At 54.5% G+C, this 26,601-nt stretch carries 15 protein-coding genes; 8 read left to right on the top strand and 7 right to left on the bottom strand.

The window, feature by feature from the left end; translation table 11 throughout:
• Positions 1–98 precede the first annotated feature (98 nt).
• From RUDLU_RS28315 to RUDLU_RS0125450, 4 genes are all read right to left on the bottom strand, one after another.
• Positions 99–1,268, bottom strand: coding sequence for a sialidase family protein (locus tag RUDLU_RS28315; RefSeq protein ID WP_019991280.1), 1,170 nt, complete (start codon positions 1,266–1,268; stop codon positions 99–101).
• Positions 1,265–3,613, bottom strand: a complete 2,349-nt coding sequence (locus RUDLU_RS0125460; RefSeq protein ID WP_019991279.1) for a TonB-dependent receptor — start codon at positions 3,611–3,613, stop codon at positions 1,265–1,267. Before RUDLU_RS0125460 ends, RUDLU_RS28315 begins: the two co-directional genes overlap by 4 nt.
• Positions 3,614–3,776: 163 nt before the next feature.
• The gene (locus RUDLU_RS28310; protein WP_019991278.1) at positions 3,777–4,148 is read right to left on the bottom strand and encodes a hypothetical protein; all 372 of its coding nucleotides are present in this window, start codon (positions 4,146–4,148) and stop codon (positions 3,777–3,779) included.
• A 142-nt stretch (positions 4,149–4,290) separates the two neighbouring features.
• Entirely contained in the window at positions 4,291–4,875 is a 585-nt protein-coding gene (locus RUDLU_RS0125450; protein ID WP_019991277.1) for a hypothetical protein, read from the bottom strand.
• Positions 4,876–5,145: 270 nt separating this feature from the next.
• Between RUDLU_RS0125450 and RUDLU_RS0125445 the strand changes: the two genes are divergently transcribed.
• Positions 5,146–5,841, top strand: coding sequence for a response regulator transcription factor (locus tag RUDLU_RS0125445; RefSeq protein WP_019991276.1), 696 nt, complete (start codon positions 5,146–5,148; stop codon positions 5,839–5,841).
• Positions 5,838–7,205 (top strand): sensor histidine kinase, encoded by a 1,368-nt coding sequence (locus RUDLU_RS0125440; protein ID WP_019991275.1) that lies wholly within the window; start codon positions 5,838–5,840, stop codon positions 7,203–7,205. The genes RUDLU_RS0125445 and RUDLU_RS0125440 overlap by 4 nt, the downstream gene beginning before the upstream one ends.
• Before the next feature lie 31 nt (positions 7,206–7,236).
• Here RUDLU_RS0125440 and RUDLU_RS0125435 read toward each other — a convergent pair whose 3' ends face one another.
• Together RUDLU_RS0125435 and RUDLU_RS0125430 are read right to left on the bottom strand one after the other, a co-directional pair.
• The gene (locus RUDLU_RS0125435; RefSeq protein WP_019991274.1) at positions 7,237–7,815 is read right to left on the bottom strand and encodes a Crp/Fnr family transcriptional regulator; all 579 of its coding nucleotides are present in this window, start codon (positions 7,813–7,815) and stop codon (positions 7,237–7,239) included.
• A gap of 8 nt (positions 7,816–7,823) precedes the next feature.
• Positions 7,824–8,405 carry an NAD(P)H-dependent oxidoreductase gene (locus RUDLU_RS0125430; RefSeq protein WP_019991273.1) on the bottom strand — a complete coding sequence of 194 codons (582 nt, stop codon included), beginning with the start codon at positions 8,403–8,405 and terminating at the stop codon, positions 7,824–7,826.
• 162 nt (positions 8,406–8,567) lie between these two features.
• Here RUDLU_RS0125430 and RUDLU_RS0125425 point away from each other — a divergent pair, with 162 nt between their 5' ends.
• The 5 genes from RUDLU_RS0125425 (at position 8,568) to RUDLU_RS28305 (ending at position 24,918) form a co-directional block, all read left to right on the top strand.
• Entirely contained in the window at positions 8,568–10,049 is a 1,482-nt protein-coding gene (locus tag RUDLU_RS0125425) for a flavin-containing monooxygenase (RefSeq protein ID WP_019991272.1), read from the top strand.
• Positions 10,050–10,628: 579 nt separating this feature from the next.
• Entirely contained in the window at positions 10,629–17,000 is a 6,372-nt protein-coding gene (locus RUDLU_RS0125420) for an SdrD B-like domain-containing protein (protein ID WP_019991271.1), read from the top strand.
• 529 nt (positions 17,001–17,529) lie between these two features.
• Positions 17,530–23,070, top strand: coding sequence for an SdrD B-like domain-containing protein (locus tag RUDLU_RS0125415; RefSeq protein ID WP_019991270.1), 5,541 nt, complete (start codon positions 17,530–17,532; stop codon positions 23,068–23,070).
• A 54-nt stretch (positions 23,071–23,124) separates the two neighbouring features.
• Complete coding sequence (locus RUDLU_RS0125410; protein WP_019991269.1) at positions 23,125–23,547, top strand: hypothetical protein; 423 nt, start codon at positions 23,125–23,127, stop codon at positions 23,545–23,547.
• 267 nt (positions 23,548–23,814) lie between these two features.
• Positions 23,815–24,918, top strand: a complete 1,104-nt coding sequence (locus tag RUDLU_RS28305) for a sensor histidine kinase (RefSeq protein ID WP_044130896.1) — start codon at positions 23,815–23,817, stop codon at positions 24,916–24,918.
• An 8-nt stretch (positions 24,919–24,926) separates the two neighbouring features.
• Here the strand turns inward: RUDLU_RS28305 and uraH are convergent, their stop codons facing one another.
• Positions 24,927–25,349: a hydroxyisourate hydrolase gene (gene uraH, locus RUDLU_RS0125400; protein ID WP_019991267.1), complete on the bottom strand. Its 423-nt coding sequence runs from the start codon at positions 25,347–25,349 to the stop codon at positions 24,927–24,929.
• 481 nt (positions 25,350–25,830) lie between these two features.
• Here uraH and RUDLU_RS29035 point away from each other — a divergent pair.
• Positions 25,831–26,601, top strand: a 771-nt coding sequence (locus tag RUDLU_RS29035; RefSeq protein ID WP_169578080.1) for a BspA family leucine-rich repeat surface protein, incomplete at its 3' end; no start/stop codon positions are given.

Genomic DNA, 26,601 nt, shown 5'->3' with positions numbered 1-26,601 from the left:
TGCGGCAACGGTCCACAAGGTCAAAGGTAAAAAAACGGGCAGGCCTACCCGAACCCAATCGGATAAGCCCGCTCAATATGGGGACAACGAAAGCTGTTTTATTTGACCCGGTCGGACACCCGCACCACCCGAAGTTCAGACGCTGACCCCTTCAACACGGTATAGCTCAGCAAAAGCCCCGAATCGGTTGTCAGTAACGTAGGCTGGGTGGCAATTTGGCCCGGCGGGGTGAGGTACTGCACCGGGCCATCGCCCACTTTCAGGCCCACTTTTCGGTAGGCGTCTTCGCCCTCCCCCATCCACTCTTCCCAGCACACCGCCAACAGGCCCGAAGCCGTACAGGTAGCCTGCGGGTAACGCATAGCCAGTTGCGCGGGGTTGAACGCCAGTCCCGCGGCATCGAGCGATTTGAGCCGGATACCGCCCCCTACCTCAGCCCCGCTGAACCACGTCACCCAAATGCCCGACGGATGAGCTACTAACTGCGCCCCACTGTGCGGACAAGCCCGAATGTTCCAGCGGTCGGGATAGAACAGGGTCGGCGACGAAAACGACCTGCCACCGTCGCCCGACCGAACGTAGCCGATGTCGCGGGTACCATCGGGCAGCAGATCGCGGTAGGCGGCATAGATAGAACCTCCCGGCCCCACCACGAGGCTCGTTCGGCAGCACTGACAGGCATTGGAATCGAGCAACACTTCGGCCCCAAATTCACCGTTGGCGCCGGTTTGGCTAAACAGCACCGAACGCCCTTCGCGACCGGGGAGTTTCTCGTCGAGCCAAACCGCGCCAATCTGACCGTTCGGCAGGCGGGTCAGGTCGTGAAACGAATGCGAGCCACCCACCCGGACCGATTTGTGGAGTGGCTTCAAGGCCGACCAGGTTTGCCCGCCATCGGTCGAGGTACGGTAAAGAATATCACCGGCGCGGGGCTGGGTCTCGGTGGGCTTGCGCACTTCAAAGGTAGCCAGTACGGTACCATCGGCCCGAAACGCCACTTTGGGTCGACCTTCGCTATGCACAGCCGTGCCGGTAGGCGTGGGCACCTGCACCACAGGCCCAAACGAACGCCCGCCATCGGCGGATACCCGATAACAGAGCACAGGGCCGTTTTTTTCGGTCGACACCCAGGCCACAACCGGGCGGTTCTGGTGGTCGGTGGTGAACCGGGGCAAGGTAGCCTGCGCAACCGGTTCCGACACGGGCGTCAGAGTTTGGGCAATAGACCCGATTGTCAAGATGCCCAGCAGGAAAACGAGTATTTTCATTTTGTCTTAGCGGTGAAATTGTACTGAACCCCCATCACAAACGTGCGGGGTGCGGCCGGTGTAAACGTAGTTCGGTCGGTGGGGTTGTTGCCCCGGCTTGCATTGGTAGCATAGAGCGCGTTGGTCAGGTTGAGCACGTTGGAAAATACCTCAACGCCCCGAAACGTGTACCCTACCCGACCATTGAAGAGGTCGTAGCCTGGATACCGAACCGTATTGATCTGATTCTGATACCAGCCCGACACGTGTTGCCACTCCACCGAAGCCCGGAAATTGGCTAGAAATGGCGGATAAAAACTTAGTTCGGTATTCCAGACAGAACGGGGGGCCGAGGGCATTTCTTTCCCATCGACATTCCGAACGGCATCGCCAACGCGCTCGCTCAACACGAACTGCTCAAACCGGTGTACCGCCGAGGTGCCGCCAAACCGAAACAACCACTGCCGCGACGGTTTTACGGTAACGCTTAGCTCGGCACCCCGGTGCAGAGTTTTACCCGCCGACTGGTAATCGGTGGAGTTGTCGGGCATTCTGACGTTCAGCAGTTCATCCCGGCCGCGCATCTGGTAAAGGGCGTAGTCGACATACACCTTGCCGGACCAGAACGCGGCCCAACCGCCCAGTTCCAGATTCTCAAACCGGGCCGAATGGAGATTGTAATAAAACTGGTCGCCGTTGGGTGCGGGTGCCGTTCGTTTCCGAAAAATCGAAGTCAGAGCCGGTGGAGCGAACCCCTGCGAGTAGTTGGCATACAGTCCCTTCCCGCGCCCCAGATCGTAGGTAGCTCCCAACTTGGGCGTCAGCTGACTAAACGTTTTGCGGCCCGTCGTGCGGTCGAGCCCATTAGTGTAATCGAACGCCATCCGGTCGAGACGCAACCCGGCCGACAGCCGCAGGTTGGGCAGGGGCTCCAGCTCCAGTTGGGTGTAGGCCGCCAGATTATGTATCCGGGCTTCGTAATCGGCCAGGGGGATGTCGGGCCGTTCGCGGGCAATTGTGTACCGTTCCACCGACCGCTTGTCGGGACGGAGTTGCGCGTTCAGATCAATCTGGTAGGCCCAGTACCGGTTCGGCGACTCATCGACGGTAGCGCCCGTGAGCAGTTTGCCGCTCAGCCAGCCAAGCGGTTGGGCATGCTGGGCGATGAACCCCAGGCTTTTAAAGTCATTGGAATTGACTTCGCCCCGCGCGGTAGTTTGCCCCGGTGTCCACCGAATGGCATAGGCCGGATTCTGCCCGTTGCGGTTGTTTCGGTAAAAGACCGTCACGAAACTTTGGCCCCCGCCCTTCCAGTCGTGTTCGAGAGTGAGTCGGCTCCGTACCGAAACCGTTTTGCGGTAGGTAAAGCCGGTTGTGCTCACATATTGCCGGGCAAAAAAAGCGACACTATCCACGCTGCCGCTCGTTTGGGAGAAGTAATCGTTGTACGAAAACGTACCCGTCAGGCGGGTTTTGGCCGTAAACTGGTATTCGGCCCGCCCGTAATACGACGTTTTATCGTAGTCAGAAGCCGCCATCCAGCCATTCCGTTGCCGACTAACCAGCCCGCCCACGTACAGCCCGAACTTGCCTTGCCTTGCCCCCGCACCCACCTGCACCCGGCGGTAGCCAAACTGATCGAACTGAACACCGGCCCGCGCAGTAGGTACAGCCGTTGGGCGCTGCGTGAGCACATTCACGGCCCCACCCACAGCCTCCGGGCCATACACTGACGAGACGGGTCCTTTCACGATTTCGAGCGAGCTGACCGTAAACTGATTCAGTTCGAGCAGGGCATTGTGGTTAAACACACCCATCGGGCGTATGGGAACGCCGTCTTCGAGGTACAGAAAATACGCGTTGGTGGTCATAGGTTGCCGAATAGCCATCGAGTGCTGTTCATTACCCAGATTAACCATAAGCGCTCCGGGGGCCTTGTTAATCACCTCGTACAGCGCAGTCGGCTTGGTTTCTTCCACCGTCCGGGCCGACAGCCGGGCAATCGCAATGGGCGTTTGGGTGCGAAGCGCGGCCTCGCGGCTTCCGGTTACCACTATGCCCTGCAAATCTTGCACCCGCTGTTGCAAACTCACCGTTACCTTGCCCGCGCCAGGCTTAATTACCTGGTCGGTATACCCCACCGATCGAATGGTGAGGGCGGTACAGGCTGCTGGGCAGGTCAGCCGGAAAGCCCCGTTGGCGTCGGTTGTAGTGCCAATTTGGGTGTCATTGGCCAGTACTGTAATCCCCGGCAATGGTTCTTTGGTTTGGGCGTCAAACACGACCCCTTCGGTGGCAATAGGGGCCTGAGCCCGTAGGGAAAGAGGTATCCCCAGGGCAAACAGAAATACTAAATATCGGAACATGTTGTTTCGGTTAACCGAACCGGCAAGCCGGTTGGTCCCGTAGCCGAATGGGCACGACGATTCACGCCAGTGCTTTGCAGCTTCGGGCAGTTTGAAAAAAGGTCATAGCCCTCCCGTGTAAAGGCGTTGAGCCAATACCGGTAGGGTATATACGCCGAAACAACTACGCGCAGGGGGGATGAAAAATGGCCGGGCCGGAGACAGGCCGGATGTCTGCCCGGTAGGGGGGCAACTCAGGGGTGGAGAGGGCAGTGGCCGCCGGGTCGAAGGCGTACTGCACATGCAGAGGGGCCATAAAGATGGACACCTCGGTGAGCCGGTCCCAATTAGCGGCCTGTTGCTGACGATCCGCTTCTGCCAGCTTTTTGGCCAGTACACACTGACCATTACAATTCAGTTCGGGCCGATTGCGGTTTTCGCAGAGCGTACGAACGATTTGTGGCTGATAGAGCTTGAACCAGGCCAGCACGAGCAACCGCCCGCTGTTTTGAAACAGCAGTAGGAACAGCAGCAGGTAAAGAATGGCCTTTTTCATTGGGGACATTATCCGATTTTTGGATACCCAAAGGTAAGGCCTGCCACACATCAAATCATGACAAATATCAGACCCACAGGTCTTTTATATCAGCCAGTTCATGAGCATCAGGGTTTTACGGGTCGTTTTTTTGCCAAAAAATTTAGAATCGACTGCTGCAGGCGGTCATTGGCTCAGGGTCAAAGTCGGTTTCCTTAGGCCGGGTTGCCGACTCAGATACGGGTTGACCATGCAGTACAGATTGTAAAAAAAGGCTTTCGAGCCCATCTTCGGCAAAGGGGATGTCAACCTCATGCGCCCAGTCGACTTCCCGGCAGGGTACTACCGATTTTTGGAGGAAAGGCGTCAGGTCGAAGGCGTCGCCTGTAAGGTGATATGGGTACGAACGGCCCATGTAGCAGGTATTAACCTCCAGCGTGTTCAACAGGGTATCAAACGCCCGTTGCCGGTAGCCATGAAACAGCTCAATCTGCCAATCGCCAATTTTTGATTCGAACCGGTTGACCAGAATGCTTATTCCCTCCCGGAAATCGTCGGTCAGCAAATCGGCAATAATCCGCCTGGGCGAATAGAAAAGCATTTCGGTGATGGAGGTGTCGAGCGTGGTGCCATAGAGCAGCACAACATCAACCTTTGGTGCGTCGATCTCTTCGAGGGCCAGCCGGAGGGTATGTAACGAAGAGACCCGAAAATCGGTTGGGATCAGAATTTTACGTCGCTCGATCATGGTTCTGTTTAAGTTTATCACCAAAAGTCTACTAACACCATTAGAGAAGTCTAAGAGGTTTGTTAGAATCCGATTAGAACCGACCAAAAGCGCCTTCTTTCGATTACATTTAGGTCCAAACTTGCCGTAAAAAGGTTTCTGGTTTATCGTTTTCAGTTTTTAGTTTCTTCTTGATACGCGATTAATAACGACGCAGCACACGCTCAAAAACCAAAAACGATAAACGAAAAACAGTTTTCTATCCAGTTCCCAACTAGCCAGTTCAACCGAATGAAACATATCCTGCTGGTCGAAGACGAAGTGAGCGTCGTTGAGTTTATTCGCCGGGGTCTTATCGAAGAAAACTACACCGTGTCGGTAGCTTTCAATGGATCTACCGGCCTCAAAATGGCGTTGGACTCTTCGTACGACCTCATCATTCTGGACATTATGCTGCCCGACATGAACGGGCTGGAGGTTTGCCAGAAGCTACGGAGTAATCACATGCTGACCCCCATCCTGTTCCTGACCGCACTCGGCACCGCCGAAAACGTGGTCATGGGCCTGAACGCCGGGGCCGACGACTATCTGGTGAAGCCCTTCAAGTTTATCGAGCTAAATGCCCGAATCAATGCCCTGCTGCGGAGGGCTAACCAGAAAGCCGAGCCCGAAACCACCAGCTACACAAATCAGTACGTGCTCGCCGATTTACGCGTCGACGATACAGCCAAGACCGTGACCCGCAATGAGCAACCGGTTCAGCTGACGGCCACCGAATACCGGTTGTTGCTGGCTTTGATCAAAAACAAAGGCAAGGTGCTGTCGCGCATCGACCTGCTCGAAAGTGCCTGGGATCTGAATTTCAATACCGGTACCAACGTAGTCGATGTGTACATCAATTATCTACGGCGCAAAATCGACGCGGCCGCCCCGGAGAAACTTATTCACACTGTGGTGGGCATGGGGTATGTCCTGAAAGAGCCATGAACACCCGTACCCGCATTGCCCTGATTCTGGTGGTGTACAGCCTCACCCTGCTGACCCTGTTTGGCACCGGGGTTTACCTGTTTCAGAATAACTTCGCCTACGTCGATTTTTACAAACGACTCGAAACCCGCGCGACCATCTCGGCCCGGTACAACCTGAAACTGGATTCGCTCAACCCCGAAAGTTACCGAACCATTCGCGAGAAACACCTCGAACGGCTCGACAGCGAACGGGAATACCTTATTCCGGTCAGCAAGGACGTATCGGCCAACCGGCTCGCCGACTCGCTGATGATTCCCGAAAGCCTCATTACGCAGATACTCGCCAAAGGTCGGTCGACGGCCAGAGAGGGTGCTACGTTTTATGCCGGGATTCGTGAGCAGGTGGGCCGTCAGCGGTATGTGGTAGTGGTGTCGGCCAACAATTACTACATCAATAACCACCTCAACTTTCTACGCAACATTCTGGGCATTGGCATCCTGCTGTCGTCGGTAATTGTGATCTATTTGTCGGTTTACTTTTCGCGCCATGTGTTTGAGCCTATCCGCCAAATCACCAACAAGGTGCGGCAAATCAGTACCGAAAACATCCATTTGCGGCTGGAAGAAAACGAGTACCGAAACGAAGTAGGCGAGTTAAGCTCAACGTTTAACGATTTGCTCAACCGAATCGAAACGGCGCTGGAAGTTCAGAAAAACTTTATCAGCAATGCCTCGCACGAGCTGGCCACGCCCCTGACGGCCATCATCGGCGAAGCCGACGTAACCCTCAAACGCGAGCGTACCCCCGCCGAATACCAGCAAACGCTGCAAACGATACTGACGCAGGCCGAGCGGCTCAACGACATCACCCGGTCGCTGCTGTCACTGGCGCAGCTGGGCTTTAAAAATGAAAAGCTGGTGTTCGAAATCGTGCGGATGGATGAGCTGATCTGGGAAGCCAAAACGATTATCGACAAGCTCAATCCGCAGAACAACATCCGGGTGGATCTGGGTTTTTTACCCGACGACCCACGCCGACTCAAGGTAAACGGCAACCGGCAGCTGCTGCAACTGGCACTTGTAAACCTGTTGAGTAATGCCTGCAAATACTCGTACAACAAACCTGTTTCGGTACATATTGCGGCTGGTACCGGGCAGGTGGTCATTGCCATAATTGATCAGGGCGTGGGTATTCCCGACGAGGAGATTCGGTTTATCTACGACCCATTTTTTCGGGCCTCAAACACCAAATTGTTTGAAGGTTACGGCATCGGGTTGCCCCTGGCCCGCAACATTATTGTGCTGCACCAGGGCACGCTCAACGTCACGTCAAAAGTGAACGCCGGCACCACAGTACAAATCCGATTGCCATCCATTATTTGACCGTTAGGAGAGGACAAGTGAAACTACGCTTTCAATTCCGTTTTCGTTGCCCGGCCCGAATCCGGCTCAGATGCCGGGGAGTTATGCCCAGCAAAGCCGCCAGATAATAGAGAGGTATCTGTTGCAGCAGTTGCGGTGTTTGGGTAAGTAGTTTTTCGTAGCGTTCTTCTGCGGTGAGGGCAATCAGGTCGTAACGGCTTTCTTCGATACAACAGATTTCACGTTCGAGCATAGCCGTGTAAAATTGGGCAAACCCTGGCACCTCTTTGCGGAGCCGGTCCAAATCAGTTTTGTCGATATGCCACACACGCCCATCTCGCACGCAACGGATTGATTCGGTTGCGGGCCGTTCGCCTATAAAGCTCCAGAGCGATGCCAGAAAGCCACTTTCGCCCACTACGTAGGTAGTTCGTTCCTCCCCTCGCACGAGCATGTAAAACATAAATAAGCCCGAATCCACCAGTCCAAGTTGCCGACAGGTGTCTCCTTCGCGCAGAACCAAATCGCCTTTCCTATACTGGCGCAGCTTAAACGACGCGGCTATGCGCTCGGCGTCCGATTCCGGAAAATGGGCCTGTTGAAAGTAGGTCGTGAGGGAATTAGAAGGCATATCTTAAACTAACGGTATTGATACCCGAGCTGCTCTACCTGGCTCAGCCAGCTGATAAGCTGCCCTTCGGTGGCATTACGTACAGGCCCAAAGTAACTAACCCGGACGGGGTTTACGCCACAAAATTGTAAAACACCCCGTTTTAACTGTTTCACACTGGGGTTGCCAAACGCCAGCTTGTAGTACCAAAATGGTTGGTCGAGGGTCGTGATAATTCGTGCCGAGCGGCCTGTCAATAATTTATCCCACCAAACCGAATTGGTGCGGTACTGAAACGTAAGACCCGGCAGAAACAGCCGATCGATGAACCCTTTCATTTGCGCAGGCAGCCCGCTCCACCACACAGGGTGCACCCAAACAAGGTGCTCGGCCCACCGGATAGTATCGAGGGCAGCCACCAAGTCGGGCTCCAGCTCCATGCGTTTCCGGTAGCCGTATCGCAAGTTTGGGTCAAACGCCAGTTCGCCTATGTTAATTGCCCGAACCGACGCACCGGCTCGCGTGGCCCCAACTGCATACGCATCCGCCAACCCCGCATTGAAGCTTTCGGGGTCGGGGTGCCCGTTGATAATTGCAATTCGTTTGTTCATAGAAGGCAGTTTATGGTTTGCTGTTTCTGGTGTTTGGTTGGTTCTCCACTCATTGTTTTGGTCGACAAAACTACCGGCTCACTCGCCCGCGATTCAGGACATTTGTCCAAATCCTCTACCCGTACTGTATCTTGCAGCCCGTTACAGTTCTGATGCATTTCCATGTCTTCCTCTCCGTTATTCCGCGACGACTCTCCCCTTGATGTACTTATTGTTGGCGCTGGCCTGTCGGGCATTGGCACGGCCGTATGGCTCCAGAACGAATGCCCCGGCAAACGCTACGCAATTCTGGAAGCCCGGCACTCCCTGGGCGGCACCTGGGATTTGTTTCGGTACCCCGGTATACGCTCCGATTCCGACATGTACACCCTCGGCTATGCATTCAAGCCATGGACGAATCCGCGGGCCATTGCCGACGGCCCTTCCATCCGCCAATACATTGAAGAAACCGCTCATGAGTATGGTATTATGCCCCACATTCGATTTGAGCATAAGGTAGTCGGAGCATCCTGGTCATCGCCCGACGCACTCTGGACGGTCGAGGTAGAGGACGTTGCCACGGGAGTTAAGCAGTCAATTCAGGCCCGGTTTCTGTACATGTGCAGCGGGTATTACAGCTACGAGCATCCGCACCGGCCCACGTTTGCGGGCGAAGCCGATTTCAAAGGCCCGATTATCTTACCCCAGTTCTGGCCACGCGATGTTTCGTATGCCGACAAGCGCGTAGTAGTGATCGGGAGCGGAGCCACGGCCATGACGCTTGTGCCCGCCATGGCCCAATCGGCCAAACATGTCACAATGGTGCAACGGTCGCCTTCTTACGTAGTGGCCCTGCCCGGCGAAGACACCTTAGCACAACGGATGCGACAACTCCTGCCCGAACGGCTGGCTTACCGGCTCATTCGTTGGAAAAATGTGGTGCAACGAGTAATTGTTTTCTGGATAGCCCGGCAGTGGCCAAAGCTGGCAAAAAAACAATTGGTGCAACTGGTGCGGGAAGAACTCGGCCCCGACTACGATGTGGACAGGCATTTCAGCCCGCGCTATAATCCCTGGGATCAGCGGGTTTGCCTGGTACCCGACGGCGACCTGTTTGGGGCCATTCGGGCCGGCAAAGCGTCGGTAGTCACCGATGAAATTGAGCGCTTCACGGCCGACAATCTGCACCTAAAATCGGGCGAACACGTACCAGCCGATGTAGTAGTCATGGCGACCGGCCTGACCATTCAACTCTTTGGTGGCATAGCGTTAACGGTCGATGGAAGGACCTACAAGACGAGCGAATTAATGGCTTACAAGGGAATGATGCTGAGCGATATACCCAATTTGTCCATCGCATTTGGCTATACAAATGCCTCCTGGACCCTGAAAACCGACCTGACTGCCAGCTATGTGTGTCGGCTGTTGCGGTACATGGACCGTCATGGGTACGCAACGGTCGTACCCCGGCGGCAGCCCCATGTGGAGCCCCGCCCCTTTCTGGATTTCACGTCGGGGTATGTGCAGCGGGCGGCACATTTACTGCCGCAGCAGGGTTCGCGCCGACCGTGGCAGGTATACCAGAACTACCTGAAAGACCTCTTTACCATTCGGTTTGGCCGGTTGAACGACGGGGTATTACACTTCGGAAAGAAAAGTGATTGAGCTTTCGCTCCAGGGCGTACAGGGGTAATTTTGTCTGCACTTCCATGCTGCTTTTCTCTGGTTGTAGGGGTATTAACAACTCGGTGATGTTTGACTGTATGGACGCGTGTAGCTTTACCATGCATCACGCTTAACAGACTCATAGCAACTTTTACTTAGCTTGATACAATTCGTAGCATGAATTGACTATGAACAGATAACCCTGGTCAGTTTTTTGCGTGCAAGCTGTAGACAATGCTATAAACGATAAGGCGTTTTTTCTTTCATTTATACGCAACTTATCCGACCCCTAAGACTAGTTGGCTTGAAATTTGCTTGCAATAAGTTTATGAATATTCGACAAAAGGTAACATAAATGAATACTAAGGCATTCTTTTATACGTTATCGTCGACAACTTAGGAACGAAATCATTTTTAAGCATTATTGCTCTATTCTCAGCGATAAATACACTTACGAATCCGCTATACACATATACAAACAGCCCTTTAAGTATTCATATATCGACCATATGGCACCTAAATTGCCCCGTATCACTGGGGTAATGGCACACCCATTTAAGTATTTATACAGGCCGGTCTATGAAAAAAATTTACCTCCCAACGTACCCAACCACAGGCAACTTTTTTGCGGTGTTACCCGGAAGGTGGCTAATAACCCTACTCACGCTCGGGATCTTTATTTTAGGTGGGCTTACAACCTCAGAAACCCTTGCCATATCGGCGCATAATAGGCTCAATTATAACGACTCAAAGGGCATAGCGGTTGCTAAACCGGCCCGACCATCAACAAACATCAAAGTTCTGACAGAGGACAGCCGCACAGTAGCGGCCAGCTTTTTTACCTGTCCTACCATTCTTTCATTTACGTCGCCCTCCTCGGGCACCATCACGCAGTGCGCAAACACGGCACTAACCCTGACCGTGACGAACAATGCTGTTGCCCCTGAGGTGATTCGGTTTGTGTATTTTACCAGTCCACAATCGGGAACGGCGATGTACTCCGGCGGTACCACCATAGGGACAATAGCCGCGTCGTCAATCAGCGGCACCAAATCGTCGAGCCGAATTGTAACGGTGCCCGCCAACGAAGGAACAGCTACGCAAACTTTATACGTGTACGCCATTGTCGACTCCGGGCTGGCAAACTGCTTCATCTTCGACAGCTTCGTTCTGAACGTACGACCTGCCCCCGCTACAGTTATTGGCGGAAGCACCACTGTTTGTCAGGGCAGCTCCACCACCCTAACACTCCCACCGGGCAGCGCCTACCGCTGGTCGACGGGGGCGACAACCCGCACAATTACGCCCCTCATCAACGCGGCCACCAATGTGTATTCAGCTACGCTGACTAATGCAAATGGTTGTGTGTCGGCGCCAGATACCTTTACGGTTACGGGCGAAGCCTGCACTTCCTGCGTGTCGGGTCCGGGCCGCATTGGCGGAGTTGTATATAATGATTTTAACGCCAACGGGGCTCGGTCCAACACCGACCCCGGTTTGTCGGACATTACGGTTCGTGTTTTCGCCTGCAGCCCGTCGGGGAGTAGCACGCTCGTAGCTACTACAACCACCGATCTGGCCGGTAACTACCAGGTAAGCGGCCTTACCGATGGGGTCACGTACCGGGTGGAGTTCTCGAATATCCCCACACAGTTTGGTCAGTCGATGTACGGTGCACAGAGTGGTACATCGGTGCAGTTTGTACGGTCGCCTTCCTGCAATGTCAGCCTGGGCCTGAGCGACCCTCGCTCGTATTGTCAGGACGACGCCCGGGTAGCCGTTGTGTGTTTTGCCCGAAACACCGACCTCACTTCGGAGCCGGTCATTATTGACTTTACCTACGCTGATGGGGATGATTTTACGGCGCGTCAGGCCACCGATAGCAATCGTGATTGGGCTATCCCATTGGGTACCTATCCGCTTGTTGCGAAGCGCACCATTGGCAACGTGGGTGGTGTGGGAACTACATTTGGCCTGACCTACGACAAAACCCACCGGCAACTGCTTACCGGGTCTTACATGCGGGCTTATGCCCCTATGAAAACAGGAAGCAACGGGTTTGGCGAAGGGGTCATTTATCGAATCAACTATACCACGACGACACCCGCAGCACCAACTACCTGGCTGGACCTCGAAACGGTGTTTGGCGCAGGCTATGCCGGTACATATGCTACCGATAACACGTTCCCAAGCCCCACAACATTCGGTATCACTAATAGCAACCCAGCCAAAATTGGTTATACTGGCCTTGGGTCGATGCGGATGGCCGACGATGACAGTGAGCTGTACGTGGTAAACCTCAGAACTCAGGAGGTTCTGGTCATTCCGGTCGATCAAACAACCGGAGCGGCTGTATCCACCCAAATAAAACGGTTCCCAATTCCAACCGATGCATGCCCGACCGGAACCTGGTCTGATGGACGCCCCTACCGGGCTGCTCTGGGTCTGGGTGTGCACCCCACCACAAAGCGGGTGTACGCCACGCTTACCTGTACCGGTCCTACGCTAACCAACGTACGCGGCCTGGTTTACTCGTTTGATCCCAAAGACACGACCCCTTCGTCGGCAGACTTCCGGCTCGAAACTACCATCCCGCTGAACATCACAATTCCGGCAACAAACCCCAACGACGCGTTCTGGTACGATCAGATTGTACACACCTGGGATGTGGTTACCCCCAACACCACGTTCTACGAAAATGGGTTTACCACAACGAGCCAGCATACACACCCCTGGCTTGGCGAGGTAGCCTTCGACCAGCAGCCGGACGGGAAATACGGGATGGTTGTGGCTACCCGAAACCGCTATCACGATATCATCCACTCGTCTGTTTACGTAGCGGGCGGGTTGCTGCACCGGGTTGCCAATACCGGTACCGATGCCGCACCCACGTGGCAGATGGAGGCCAATGCTGTAGCGGGTTCAATGGTATCGACCGTAAACTGGAGCGTTACTCAACCCAACTTTGCCGGGGGCAACACCAGCTCGCGGGGTCGGTTCTTTAAATATGTGGGTGCAGAAGGAGCCATGATGGCCGGTACCATTGACTACATTCCTGGCCGCTCAGAAATTGTGGCTCCTGCCATGGACAACGTCTACTTCAGCGGTACGTCGGGCGTAACGTGGCTGAACCGGGTAACCGGCGAGCGCTCTCGCGACGTTCGGATTTTGGGTGACTACACCAACGTTGGATTTGAAAACACCAACTTCACCAAGTCGAATAACTGGGGGGGCGTCACGGTATTGTGCAACCCAGCTCCAATTCAGATTGGCAACCGCGTATGGCGCGACGATAACCAAAACGGTATTCAGGACCCTTGTGAGCCACCTATTGCCGGGGCCGTTGTGCGGCTTTACAACGCCACAAAAACCACAATCATTGCCAGTGCTACCACCAACGCTGCCGGTGAATATTACTTCTCCAATACAGCCAGCACTACGGTGACGAGTACGTCGGCCGTTGTGACCACGGCCCTGCAAGCTAACACCACGTATGGACTGGTTCTGGCAAGCCTTGGCTCCAGTACGGTAGTAACGAGCCAGGGGCTGGCCCTCACCGATGTGTCGCCCCTGACGCCGGGCGAAAGTGGAACGCTCAATACAGGAACCACAACGATTAATAACGACGCCAAACTGGATGTAGTGAGTGGCACCAGCCTCCCGTGTATCAAGCTGACTACGGGTGATCCGGGCAGTACAAACCATACCTACGACTTCGGTATGGTGAAGATACCCTGTACGCTCACCGTCACAGCTCAGGCATCACCCAGCAATACGATATGCGTTGGTCAACCAGTGCGGCTTGTTGCCAACGTGACGCCGGAGGGTAGCTACACATACTCCTGGGCAGCACCCGCCGGGGTCGCGCTGACGGGGGCAACAACGGCCACTGCAACGGCCACAGCTCTGCCCGTTGGTGTTAATACGTTCACGGTGACCGTAACCAGTGCACCCAACTGCCGGTCGACAGTAACCGTTTCGGTAACCGTGAATCCCTTACCCGCTCCAACGGTAGCCAGCACAACCATCTGTGCAGGCTCATCAGCTGTACTAACGGTGCAAAACTGTGCGGGCACGGTACGTTGGTCGAATAATGCAACTACCCAATCGATAACGGTTGCGCCACAGACAACCACGCAGTACAGCGTGTCGTGTACAGTCAATGGCTGTGTGGGGACAACAACGGCAACAGTGACCGTGCTGCCTCCGCCTCTACTTAATCTCACCGCCAGTGCAACACTGGTAACTGCGGGCACAAATGTAAACCTGACGGCCAGCGGCTGCGTGGGCACGGTAACCTGGAGCAATGGCGCAACGGGTAGCCCCATCACCGTCACACCCACCCAGGCGACACAGACCTACTCAGCTACCTGTACCACCGGACCGGGTTGTTTCACGACGGCTTCCATTGTGATCAAGACGGCTCCACCAGCTAATCTGGTTGTCACTTCGGCAACGGTTTGTTTCGGTAGCTCGGCAACTCTCACAGCCAGCGGTTGTATTGGCACCGTCACGTGGAGCAACGGCACCACGGGCAACACCCTTGTTACACCGACACTGACACAAACAACAAGCTACACGGCAACGTGTACAGCAGCTACCTCAACCACCACGGCTACAGGCACCGTTACGGTTCTACCACGCCCCGTGCTCAACCTCACCGCCAGCTCGACCTTAGTCACTGCAGGAACAAATGTCACACTGACGGCTGCGGGTTGCGCAGGTACGGTTCGGTGGAGTAATGGGCAAACAACCACAAGCATTGTGGTAACCCCAACGCAAACCACTCAGACGTACTCAGCCACCTGTACCACCGGACCGGCCTGCTTTACCACGGCAAGCATCGTGATCAACACCGCTCCCCGTGCGAGTATTTCGGTAACTTCAGCGACAGTTTGTTTCGGCAACTCCGCCACGCTGACAGCCAGCGGTTGTACCGGTACAACTACGTGGAGCAACGGCACCATGGGCAACACATTGGTAACGCCAACTCTGACTCAAACGACGAGCTACACAGCTACCTGCACGGCCACCACCTCAAGTACCTTTGCGGTAGGCAACGTGACCGTGTTATCGCAGCCTGTTTTAAGCCTCTCGGCCAGCTCAACCCTGGTGACAGTAGGAACAAATGTGGTGTTGACAGCATCGGGTTGTGTTGGGACCGTACGGTGGAATACGGGGCAAACGGGTACGAGTATTATGGTGATGCCCACGCAGACTACCCAAACTTATTCGGCTACCTGTACCACCGGCCCGAACTGCTTTACTACGGCAAGTATCGTGATCAACACCGAACCACCCGCTAATTTGGTGGTTATCTCGGCAACGGTCTGCTATGGTTCGTCGGGTACCCTGACGGCCGCTGGCTGTGTCGGTACAGTGACCTGGAGTAATGGTACAACAGGTAACACCCTGGTAACGCCTACCCTAACCCAAACCAGCAGCTACACGGCGACGTGTACCACGGCAACCTCCACGTCGTCGGCTGTTGGAACGGTTACGGTTTTACCCCAGCCAGTACTTAGCCTCTCGGCCAGTTCAACGCTGGTTACAGCGGGCAACAGTGTTACGTTGACGGCCACGGTCTGTGTCGGTACAGTAACCTGGAGCAATGGTAGCACCGGTTCGAGCATAGTGGTACAGCCCACTCAGTCGAGCCAAACCTACGTGGCCACCTGCACAACGGGTCCTAACTGTTTCACAACGGCCTCAATTGTGGTGAACACGGTTCCGCCCTGTTCGGTAAGCCTGACGGTCACACCGGGTGCTTGTCTGTCGGCGACCAACACGTTCTCGGCCACCGCGACATTGACCGTTAATAACCTCCTCCAGCCCCAATCTGTTACTATTACGCTGGGGGGAACATCGCAGGTATATACCCTGTCGGCTTTGACAACGAATACCATTCGGATGACGGTTGATAACCTGGCGTCGAATGGTGCTTCGCTGACGGCCATAGCCCGGCTCTCGGCGGCCGATTGCGCTTTGGCAACAGCGGTATTCAACGCACCGACCAGTTGCGAGGGCAGTCCGAACTTAGTTCTGACTAAGCTGGTAAGTACTACGGTAGCACAAATCGGTGATGTGATTTCTTACACCATTACACTGACCAATACCGGACCGGTACCTGCTACCAGTGTGGTGGTTAACGATAGCGCTTCGGCAGGTGTAACCATTATTCCCGGCACCATCACGACATCGGCGGGTACCTTTACGCCAAACCTCACGGGCGGTACCTGGTCGGTTAGCACCCTGCCCGCTGGAGCTACAGCCACACTTATCTACAGCGTCAGCGTAAGTATTGAAGGGGTTGTTTATAATACCGCTTCGGTGCCCAATACTGATGTACGGGTTTGCACCACCATTCCGTACAAAGTTTGTAAAGGAGAGCCCTACGCCATTTTGCTGCAAGCCCCTGCTGGGTTTAACCGCTATCAGTGGTACCTAACCGCACCGGGCGCCACCACGGCTACGCTGGTATCCGATGGTACACTTAACTCCTTTACGGCTACCCTGCCCGGCGCTTATCAGGTGGTCATTGACGAGGGGCTTAACAGTGCGTGTCCGCCAACGGGTTGCTGCCCCATACTTATTGAGGAGGTAGAGGTGCCTCTGTTTACGGTGCTCACCCAGAACCCCACCTGCGTGGGCTCGGAGCCGCAGGCAAACGGGCAACTGAGCATTTCGGGTTTATCGGATACCCGTCGGTACACGTATCAATACTCAGTGGGTAGCAGCTTCGATGCGGCTTCGGCGGTGCCCGTACCTGCTACCAGCATCCCGACCAACGGGGTCATTGCTACGGGTCTGGCTACCAACAACTACACGGTCCGGCTCACCGACCGGCAGACTGGTTGTTTCCGGGATGTGACTGTGGCCCTGGTGTCTAATTGCGTTTGTCCGGAGGATGTTTGTGTACCGGTATCGATCCGCAAAATTACGTCCCGGTAAAATAGGCCCTGCACATGGATTATAGTTTGGTCCATGTGCAGGGCATAAAAACGACACTGACGCTATTGGAATTACCTGAACCGACGCTTATCGCCGGTTTCTTTATATCTACCAGACTTATTAAGATGTTAGCGTGGTGATCATTCATATCCAACAGCCAGAAATCAACTTCGGAGTTACCATGAATCCGAGCTTGTGAAGATGATATTACTCTGAATATGGGACCCTGGGTGAAAGAATTTACGGCATACTTTTTGGAGCCGTATAATTACTCACAATAATTTATATGAACTGACAAAAAATATTACGTGCGTAATTTGACTATCCATTCATAACAATTTACTGTAGCCTTCAGATACTAATAAAACCCCTAACCATCTATTTACTAAGTATTTATGCTAAATTTTAGATTGAGGCTATTAATTATACGTTATTTTTGTTACTACGATTTATACTTAATGGTCTCAAATTTGCATACCGGCAATGTTGTAGTAAATCTATAGTCGATTTAATATACTACTACCGGTCTATGAAAAAATTTTACGGTTACCTGACCAGCAAATCCTTGCTGGTCAGGCAGGCTTTTGGCTGGCTTTTGGTATGCCTGTTTGGAGCTATCCCAAGCCTTACTTCGGCACAGACCATTACAGGTACTGTTTTCCGAGATTTCGACGCCAATGGCGTGTACACACCCGCCCCGACCTCAGGCACCTATACCTATGGTGAACCGGGCGTTAGTGGTGTTATCGTCACAGCCTATGCCAGTAACGGAACATCCTTTTCCACAACAACCAATGCCTCTGGGTCATATACGCTTACAGTCGGCTCAAACAACCCGTTTCGTGTTGAATTTACGGGACTCCTGACGGGCGATTACGAAAGCCGAAGAGGTACACAGAACGCTACTTCGGTTCAGTTTGTTACGGGTGGAACAGCCGGGGTCAACTTTGGGGTCAACTACCCTCAGAACTTCTGTCAGGCCAGCCCGAACCTTGCTGTCGCCTGTTTTGTCAGTGGTGACCCACTGGCTTCCGGTAGTACCTCGGCAGCCGAAGATGCCATCGTACTGGTTCCATACGATATTCCCGATGCATCGACGACTAAACCGACCCCCCTTGCCATAGCTTCTGAGGTTGGTAGTGTCTGGGGCTCAGCGGTGCAGCGATCCACGCAAAAACTATTTTCAGCGGCTTTTCTGAAGCGGCACGTCGGTTTGGGCCGGTTGGGTCTGGGCGGTATTTACGTGACCACCCTCAGCGGACCTACCAGTACAACGTTTGTCGACATCGAGAACCTGGGTGTAAACCTCGGGCAGACCACCCTGGGAACCCGAAATTTACCGGCCACTGCAACCAACTCAAGTATTGATGCCAACGCGTTTAACCTGGTTGGCAAAGTGGGCCTGGGTAGTATGGCCTTATCCGATGATGAGAGCAAGCTTTACGTCGTTGATTTGTTTAACCGTCGGCTTATCCGGCTTGATATTGGCAATCCGGCTAAAGCAACCGTTACGGCTGCCGACATGCTCACCATCGCCCTCCCCACTACAACCTGTACCGATGGTGTTGCCCGGCCATTTGCCATTAAAGTGTACCGGGGCAAAGTGTACGTGGGCATCGTTTGTACGGGCGAAAATAACCTGGCCACCAGCCCTACCAACCTCAGAGCGTCTGTTTTCGAGATGGACGAAGCGACGTTGACGTTTAACAACACGCCGGTACTTAGCTTTCCGCTTGACTACACCAAAGGCTATATCCACTTTACACAGCAGACCCTGGGTAATGAGTGGAGCCCGTGGGTTAGTAACTTTTCGTCCCTTTTTCTGGGCGGTTCCTCAACGGCCGGTATTCGAATTGGCCGCGCCCAACCCATGCTGTCGAGCATCGATTTTACCGACCGGGGCGACATGGTATTGGGTTTAATGGACCGGGGTGGTCACCAACTGGGCTACCAACAACGCTCGACCGACGCTACCGATACCCAGCTTTACAACGGCTACATTGGGGGCGATGTGCTGATGGCCCGCCGAACCAGTGCCGGCTGGACACTCGAGAGTAATGGCTCACTGCCCGCTACGTCAACACTCCCTGCCTTTACTGGAACTGGGGTTGGTAACGCACAGGGGCCCGGCGGTGGTGAATTTTACGCACTCGACCGCTACCCCGAAACCGGTACACCTACCCACGAAGAAACGTTTCAGGGCGGTTTGGCCGTCATTCCCGGCAAAGGCGAAGTGGTGGTGACCGCCATGGACCCCCTGACGGTTTGGTCGGGCGGTTTCAACTGGTTCAACTCGACCAACGGCACCGACGAAAAACGGTATGAGATTTACCTCACCGTAGGAACTGGTGCCAACCCCATCACGTACGGAAAAGCCAACGGATTAGGTATTATTTCGGCCGTTTGCGCCCCCGCCCCTATACAGATTGGCAACCGGGTTTGGCGCGATCTGGACAATGATGGCGTTCAGGATGCGAACGAACCGGCATTGCCCGGCGTGGTTGTGACGCTCAAAGGGCCAGGCTTACCTACGGCCGGGGTGTCGGTCACGACGAATGCCAGCGGTGAATATTATTTTGCCAACACGTCGGGCACAGCAGCGACCGGCTATGCCTTTAGCCTGACGGGCCTGACGCAGGGCGGCAGCTATTCCCTGACGTTCCCACAAAGTACCAGTGCCAACACGTTGGTGCTCAGCCAAAATGCGAATACAGCGACTGGCACCAATGCCGATGCCATTGACACCGACGCCAACGGACAGGGACTTATCACGTTTACGTTGGGACAAGCCGGACAGAATAACTTCTCGTACGACGTAGCCTATGTAATCGAGCCCTGTGCATTGACAGCCACAGCCAATCCAAGCACCTGCGACCCCGTTACGAATCGTTATTCCGTAAGCGGCACCATCAGCCTTACCAATACGACGGGCGGTACCGCTACCATCACAGACGGCACGCGGTCAACAACTGTTTCGATAGCAGCCAGCGCGACTTCGGTAGCTTACTCGTTGACGGGTCTGACCTCAGGCACCGGATCGCATACCGTTACGGTAAGCCTGCCCAACTGCGACACTGCAACCATTACCTACAATGCACCAGCCAGTTGTACCGTAGCGGCTACGGTATCGGTCACCTCAGCTACGATTTGTTACGGTACCTCTACCACCCTAACGGCATCGGGTTGCCTCGGTACCGTAAGCTGGAGCAACGGAACTACTGCTACGACCCTCGTGACACCCGTTCTGACGCAGGCAACCAATTATACCGTTACGTGTACGACGCCCAGCGCCACCACGTCGGCAATAGCAACCGTGACCGTACTGCCGCAACCGGTGCTCAACCTCACCGCCAGCTCGACACTGGTCACCGTAGGCAGTAGCGTCACCGTGACTGCGCAGGATTGCGCCGGTACGGTGAGCTGGAGCAACGGCAGCACCGGGACTAGCATTGTGGTGATGCCAACCCAGCCGACTCAGACCTACTCGGCAACGTGTACCACCGGTCCGGCTTGCTTCACCACCGCCAGTATCGGGGTTAATACCGAGGCACCCGCCAACCTGATCGTCACTTCCGCCACAGTTTGCTACGGCACCTCGGCTACTCTGACGGCCGCTGGATGCGCTGGCACCATTGTCTGGAGCAACGGCACCTCGGGCAACACACTCGTAACGCCCGCGCTTACGCAGACCACCAGTTACACGGCCACTTGTACCACCGCTACCTCAACTACCTTCGCCGTGGGCACCGTTACGGTTCTGCCCCAGCCCGTGCTCAACCTGTCGGCCAGCTCGACACTGGTCACCGTAGGCAGTAGTGTGACTCTCTCGGCTCAGGATTGCGCCGGTACCGTTACGTGGAGCAACGGCAGCACCGGGACTAGCATTGTGGTGTTGCCAACCCAGCCGACTCAGACCTACTCGGCAACGTGTACCACCGGTCCGGCTTGCTTCACCACCGCCAGTATCGGGGTTAATACCGAGGCACCCGCCAACCTGATCGTCACTTCCGCCACAGTTTGCTACGGCACCTCGGCTACTCTGACGGCCGCTGGATGCGCTGGCACCATTGTCTGGAGCAACGGCACCTCGGGCAACACACTCGTAACGCCCGCGCTTACGCAGACCACCAGTTACACGGCCACTTGTACCACCGCTACCTCAACTACCTTCGCCGTGGGCACCGTTACGGTTCTGCCCCAGCCCGTGCTCAACCTGTCGGCCAGCTCGACACTGGTCACCGTAGGCAGTAGTGTGACTCTCTCGGCTCAGGATTGCGCCGGTACCGTTACGTGGAGCAACGGCAGCACCGGGGCCAGTATCGTCGTGACGCCGACCCAGCCAACGCAGACGTACTCGGCAACGTGTACCACCGGTCCGGCTTGCTTCACTTCAGCTTCAATCGTGGTTAATACCGAGGCACCCGCTAATCTGGTTGTCACCTCAGCCACGGTTTGCTTCGGCACGTCAGCAACGCTGACGGCTGCTGGGTGCGCTGGAACGATCAGCTGGAGCAACGGCACTTCGGGCAACACACTCGTAACACCCGCGCTCACGCAAACCACCAGTTACACGGCCACCTGTACTACCGCTACGTCAACTACCTTCGCGGTAGGTACCGTGACCGTACTGCCCCAGCCCGTGCTCAACCTCACCGCCAGCTCGACACTGGTCACCGTAGGCAGTAGCGTGACCTTGACCGCCACGGGGTGCGCGGGTACAGTTGCCTGGAGCAATGGTAGCACCGGGACCAGCATAGTCGTAACCCCAACCCAACCGACTCAGACGTATTCGGCAACGTGTACCACTGGCCCAGCTTGCTTTACCTCAAGCTCAATCGGGGTCAACACCGTCCCACCCTGCTCGGTTAGTCTGGTGGTCACGCACGGTACGTGTCAGTCGGCCACCAACACCTTCTCGGCAACAGCGACCCTGACCGTCATGAACCTGATCCAGCCCGAATCGGCCACCATCTCTATCGGGGGGACAACCCAGGTATTCGCCCTGTCGGCGCTGACGACGAACTCCGTTCAGATGACCGTCGACAACCTCGCTGCCAACGGCGCTTCGCTCCTGGCGACGGCCATCCTGTCGACGCCCCAATGCGCTTCCACACAGGCCGCGTTCGACGCCCCCAACAGCTGCGCCGGTAGCCCGAATCTGGTTCTCTCTAAGGCCGTCAGCACATCAGCCGCTCAGTTTGGCGATGTCATCTCCTACACCATCACCCTGACTAATACCGGCCCCGTGACGGCCACCAGCGTCGTCGTCAACGATGCTGCGTCGCCTGGCATCTCTATCATACCCGGATCTGTCACCGTATCGGCTGGTAGCTTTACCCCCTCACTCACGGGCGGCAGCTGGGCCATTGCCTCCCTGCCCGCCAACGCCACGGCTACCCTCGTCTACAGCGTCAGCGTTGAGACCGAAGGGGTCATCTACAACACGGCCTCCATCCCCGGCAACGACAATCAGGTCTGCACCTCCATCCCCTACCGGGTTTGTAAAGGACAGCCCTTCGCCATGCGCCTGGAGGCTCCAACCGGGTTCAGTCGCTACCAGTGGTACCTCACCGCACCCGGTGCCACCACCGCTACGCTGGTCGCCGACGGTACGCTCAACTCCTTTACAGCCACCCTGCCCGGTGCCTATCAGGTGGTGATCGACGAGGGCGTGAACGGTCAGTGTCCTCAGAGCGGCTGTTGCCCCATCGTCATCGAAGAAGTAGAAGTGCCCCTGTTTACGGTGCTCACCCAGAACCCTACCTGTGTAGGTTCGGAACCGCAGGCAAACGGGCAACTGAGCATCACGGGCCTGACCGATCCGCGTCGGTACACCTATCAGTATTCGGTGGGTACGAGCTTTGATGCGGCCACGGCGGTACCGGCAACCGCTACGAGCCTACCGGTCTCTGGGGTGATTGGCACGGGCTTGCTGGCCAACAACTACACGGTGCGGCTCACCGACCGGCAGACGGGCTGTTTCCGGGATGTGACGGTGGCGCTGGTAGCAAACTGTACCTGCCCAACAGACATCTGTATTCCTGTGACGATCAAGAAAATTGTTCGTTAACATACGCTGAGGTAGCCAGTCAGGCTACCTCAGCTACACTTCATGCTACACATCATGGACACAGAAAAAATTGCGCAACTGATTCAATCGTACCTAACCCTTCGGGCACGGGTTCTATCGAGCTTACAGGATAAAAGCCTGAACAAAAAAGAATTGCTCCAGACGGTAGCCCTTTCTCCGGTCCAGTATGCAAACCGGAAAGAAAAGGTAGGTAATTGGACCATCGACGAGACAATCTCACTGGCAGAGCGGCTCGGTTTGGGAAGCAAAGCTGCTACAGACATTAAACGGCTTAGCTCTCTGTTTCAGTTTTTACCCGAGCAAATCAGCCGGGACCTCTTGCGGCAGGCAGGTCTGGACCGAAAAAAAATGGTGTTGCGGCAACGCAACTATAACCTATGGAAAGCCGATGAGCTCCACCGACTGGCCACGGTCTGTTCAATGGTTGGACCCATGCATTCCTCAAAACGAATTTAGAGAACTGCCTTGGCTTAATTCCATAATAAAGCGGCACTGTCTTACTCAACAGTGCCGCTTTTGCATGTACCACTCCTGACAGATAGTAAAGCCGAATGAACAGGCCCCTGATAAATGCGTGCCGATTACGTTACTCTTAAGCGGTTTGGGTGTTCCTACAACTCGTCCCGGTTTTTTGACAATTGATACCAAAAGTTGTGCAGACGAGTGTAGTTTGGCACACAATCAACCGGTCCGCTGCGTATGTTTACGAGCAAACCTCGGCGTATGAATCATATGATTTCAGATAGATGGCTCCGGTGGGGCGGAATTAGCCTGGTTACCCTCTTTGCCTTCCTTACCGAACCGTTGGTGAGAGAGCCATTGACCCGCACCCATCTGATTCTGTTGGTCACCAAAGTGATTGCCATCACGTTGCACTGGTACCTAAACCGGGCCATTATCATCTACTTCCGACTCCGAAGCACATTACCGATTAGCAAACCCTCGGTACGGGCTATCACGCTGTTGGCCTGTACCCTCGGTACGGCGGTACTCGCCTGGGGAATCAACCTCTGGCGGCACATCGTCAACACCGGTACACCGGCCGGCTATAATGGCAAGGCCGTTGCCTTGCAGGTACACGTCGACAAAATTATACTGACTGCCAGCCCGTTTGGTTTCGACCTGTTTCGCTCGTTTCTGATTGCTGCCTTTTTCCTCATACTCTACGAACTGTACTTTTACAATCGGGACTCGTCGGTGTATAAATCACAACTGGAGCAACTGGAGCGCGAACGCGAGCGCCTGCAAATGGTGAATCTGCAAAGTCAACTGGAAGTGCTTAAGCAACAGGTCAATCCGCATTTTCTCTTTAACGCACTCAATTCGCTGTCGGCACTGATTAGTGAGGACCCCGAGAAAGCCGAAGTGTTTGTGGACAAACTCAGTAGCGTATACCGATATGTACTGCGTAGCGGCAACGAACAAAACCTGACCACACTGGCCGCCGAACTCCAGTTTATTGACGGGTACTACCACCTCCTGCAAACCCGCTATGGAAGCGGCCTAACTCTTAGTGTGTCCATTCCAGAGTCGGCCCGAAGTCTTCAACTGCCGCCCCTAACCCTGCAGTTACTGGTCGAAAACGCGGTGAAGCATAATGTTGTATCGGCCAAACGACCGCTACACATTCAGATCCAAACCGATCAGCTGGGCTGGCTCATTGTACAGAACAATCTGCAACACAAAGCAACACGAGCCCTCTCAAACGGGGTGGGTCTCAGCAACATCGTTGCCAAATACCAGATGCTCAACCTCCCGCAGCCGGTTGTCTCAGCCTCCGACACCGCCTTTGAGATTCGGCTTCCGCTGAGCCCTTCTGCCAATTAAACGAGCCATCAGCTTCCCCGATACGTTGAATACCCGTATGGCGACAAGGTAATGGGAATATGGTAGTGGTCAGACCCTTTGATCTCGAAAACGACCTCGATAAACGGGTAAAAACTGGCGACTCCATTTTTTTTGAAGTAATCGTCTACCAGAAAAGTTAGCTTGTACGTACCCGTATTGTCGGTTTTAGCGGGCAAGAAGTCCGAGATTCGTCCGTTCCGGTCTGTCGTTTTTTCATCGACACGCACCCATTGTTTGTTTTGCGAATTAAGCCGCTCCAACCGAATGGTAACATCGCTGGCAGGTTGTCCTTTTGAAACATCCAGAATATGACTTGATAACTGATAGGCAGACGCTTGTCCGAAACTCTGTGCTGACCCAAACAGGCCTATTGACACGGCCAACATGAAAAGAAAGAGGTAATTTTTCATTGTACGGATAGATTTTGACCCATTAACAAGCCGTAGAGCTGGCTTGTTAATGGGTTTAACATTTATTAGGAGAATACAAATTTTTGTCTGTGTTATAGCTACAAGTACACTTAGTTATTCAGCTCAGATAAAACTTTTTGTGGTTTCAAAATACAAACGGTCCCACAAACACAAAGCCCGTCACTTTATTCCTCTTCTAGCATTGTTACCTGCACACCAATCATAAGCACAACAACCCCTTAACAGTTTTTTTCACTGTAAGTCAGATGTTTACATTTTTGTCCACGCTTTTGTCCACGCCCCTGAATCACCAGATTCAGGGGCGTTTGTGTAGGTTCATGGGCAGTTACAATCCACGTCTCATGTAGTCTTGCAGGCTTTTTCCAGCAACTCATTCCATCCTATGCGTTTATCCTCTACCTCTCTCTTCAGGTCTCTGGTCAATCCACATTGCAGAACCTCCTTTTCTTACAAACTGGCCTTGTCAGGTCTGTTGTTGCTGTTTACCCTCACGGTGCAGGGGCAGACGCCCTTCGTCACCCGCTGGAACCTGGCCACGTCGGGGTCGGGGCCGAACCAGTTGAGTTTTGGAGTAGCCACCAGCGGCACGGTGAGCTACACCTGGACGACCGTACCCGCCAGCACATCGGGTTCGGGTACGTTTACGGGGTCAACAGCCACCCTTACCGGCCTGCCAGCCGGGGCCACCATCGACCTGAGCATTGCCCCAGCCAACTTCCAACGCATCATCATCGACAATGGCACCGACCGAAGCCGGTTGATCGATGTACGGCAGTGGGGGACGGTAAGCTGGACATCGATGAACAGGGCTTTTTGGGGATGTGATGGGTTAGCGGTTTCGGCCAGCGATGTGCCGAATCTGGCCGGCGTTAGTGATATGAGTTATATGTTCGTGAATTGTAGGTCACTCAATGGCCCGGCCAACATCGGGTCGTGGAATACGGCCAATGTTACGGTTATGTACGGGATGTTTTTGGGAGCCAGTGCTTTCAATCGAAACATCAACTCGTGGAATACGGCCAACGTTACGGATATGGGTGCGATGTTTTATGAAGCCAGTGCTTTCAATCAGAACATCAACTCGTGGAATACGGCCAACGTGACTACAATGCGTGGGATGTTTTTTGGAGCCAGCGCTTTCAATCAAAATATCAACTCGTGGAATACGACCCAGGTTACGAATATGGGTGGGATGTTTTTTGGAGCTAGCGCTTTCAATCAAAACATCAAC

This window comes from Rudanella lutea DSM 19387, assembly GCF_000383955.1.
Classification (GTDB): domain Bacteria; phylum Bacteroidota; class Bacteroidia; order Cytophagales; family Spirosomataceae; genus Rudanella; species Rudanella lutea.
The sequence above is the reverse complement of the archived record's forward strand: the minus strand, read 5'-3'. Positions and strand labels throughout refer to the sequence as shown.

Bases quoted from the DNA above. Each gene is read 5' to 3' on its own strand.
- RUDLU_RS28315 (WP_019991280.1), bottom strand. From the start codon at position 1,268: ATGAAAATACTCGTTTTCCTGCTGGGCATCTTGACAATCGGGTCTATT.
- RUDLU_RS0125460 (WP_019991279.1), bottom strand. From the start codon at position 3,613: ATGTTCCGATATTTAGTATTTCTGTTTGCCCTGGGGATACCTCTTTCC.
- RUDLU_RS28310 (WP_019991278.1), bottom strand. From the start codon at position 4,148: ATGAAAAAGGCCATTCTTTACCTGCTGCTGTTCCTACTGCTGTTTCAA.
- RUDLU_RS0125450 (WP_019991277.1), bottom strand. From the start codon at position 4,875: ATGATCGAGCGACGTAAAATTCTGATCCCAACCGATTTTCGGGTCTCT.
- RUDLU_RS0125445 (WP_019991276.1), top strand. From the start codon at position 5,146: ATGAAACATATCCTGCTGGTCGAAGACGAAGTGAGCGTCGTTGAGTTT.
- RUDLU_RS0125440 (WP_019991275.1), top strand. From the start codon at position 5,838: ATGAACACCCGTACCCGCATTGCCCTGATTCTGGTGGTGTACAGCCTC.
- RUDLU_RS0125435 (WP_019991274.1), bottom strand. From the start codon at position 7,815: ATGCCTTCTAATTCCCTCACGACCTACTTTCAACAGGCCCATTTTCCG.
- RUDLU_RS0125430 (WP_019991273.1), bottom strand. From the start codon at position 8,405: ATGAACAAACGAATTGCAATTATCAACGGGCACCCCGACCCCGAAAGC.
- RUDLU_RS0125425 (WP_019991272.1), top strand. From the start codon at position 8,568: ATGTCTTCCTCTCCGTTATTCCGCGACGACTCTCCCCTTGATGTACTT.
- RUDLU_RS0125420 (WP_019991271.1), top strand. From the start codon at position 10,629: ATGAAAAAAATTTACCTCCCAACGTACCCAACCACAGGCAACTTTTTT.
- RUDLU_RS0125415 (WP_019991270.1), top strand. From the start codon at position 17,530: ATGAAAAAATTTTACGGTTACCTGACCAGCAAATCCTTGCTGGTCAGG.
- RUDLU_RS0125410 (WP_019991269.1), top strand. From the start codon at position 23,125: ATGGACACAGAAAAAATTGCGCAACTGATTCAATCGTACCTAACCCTT.
- RUDLU_RS28305 (WP_044130896.1), top strand. From the start codon at position 23,815: ATGAATCATATGATTTCAGATAGATGGCTCCGGTGGGGCGGAATTAGC.
- uraH (WP_019991267.1), bottom strand. From the start codon at position 25,349: ATGAAAAATTACCTCTTTCTTTTCATGTTGGCCGTGTCAATAGGCCTG.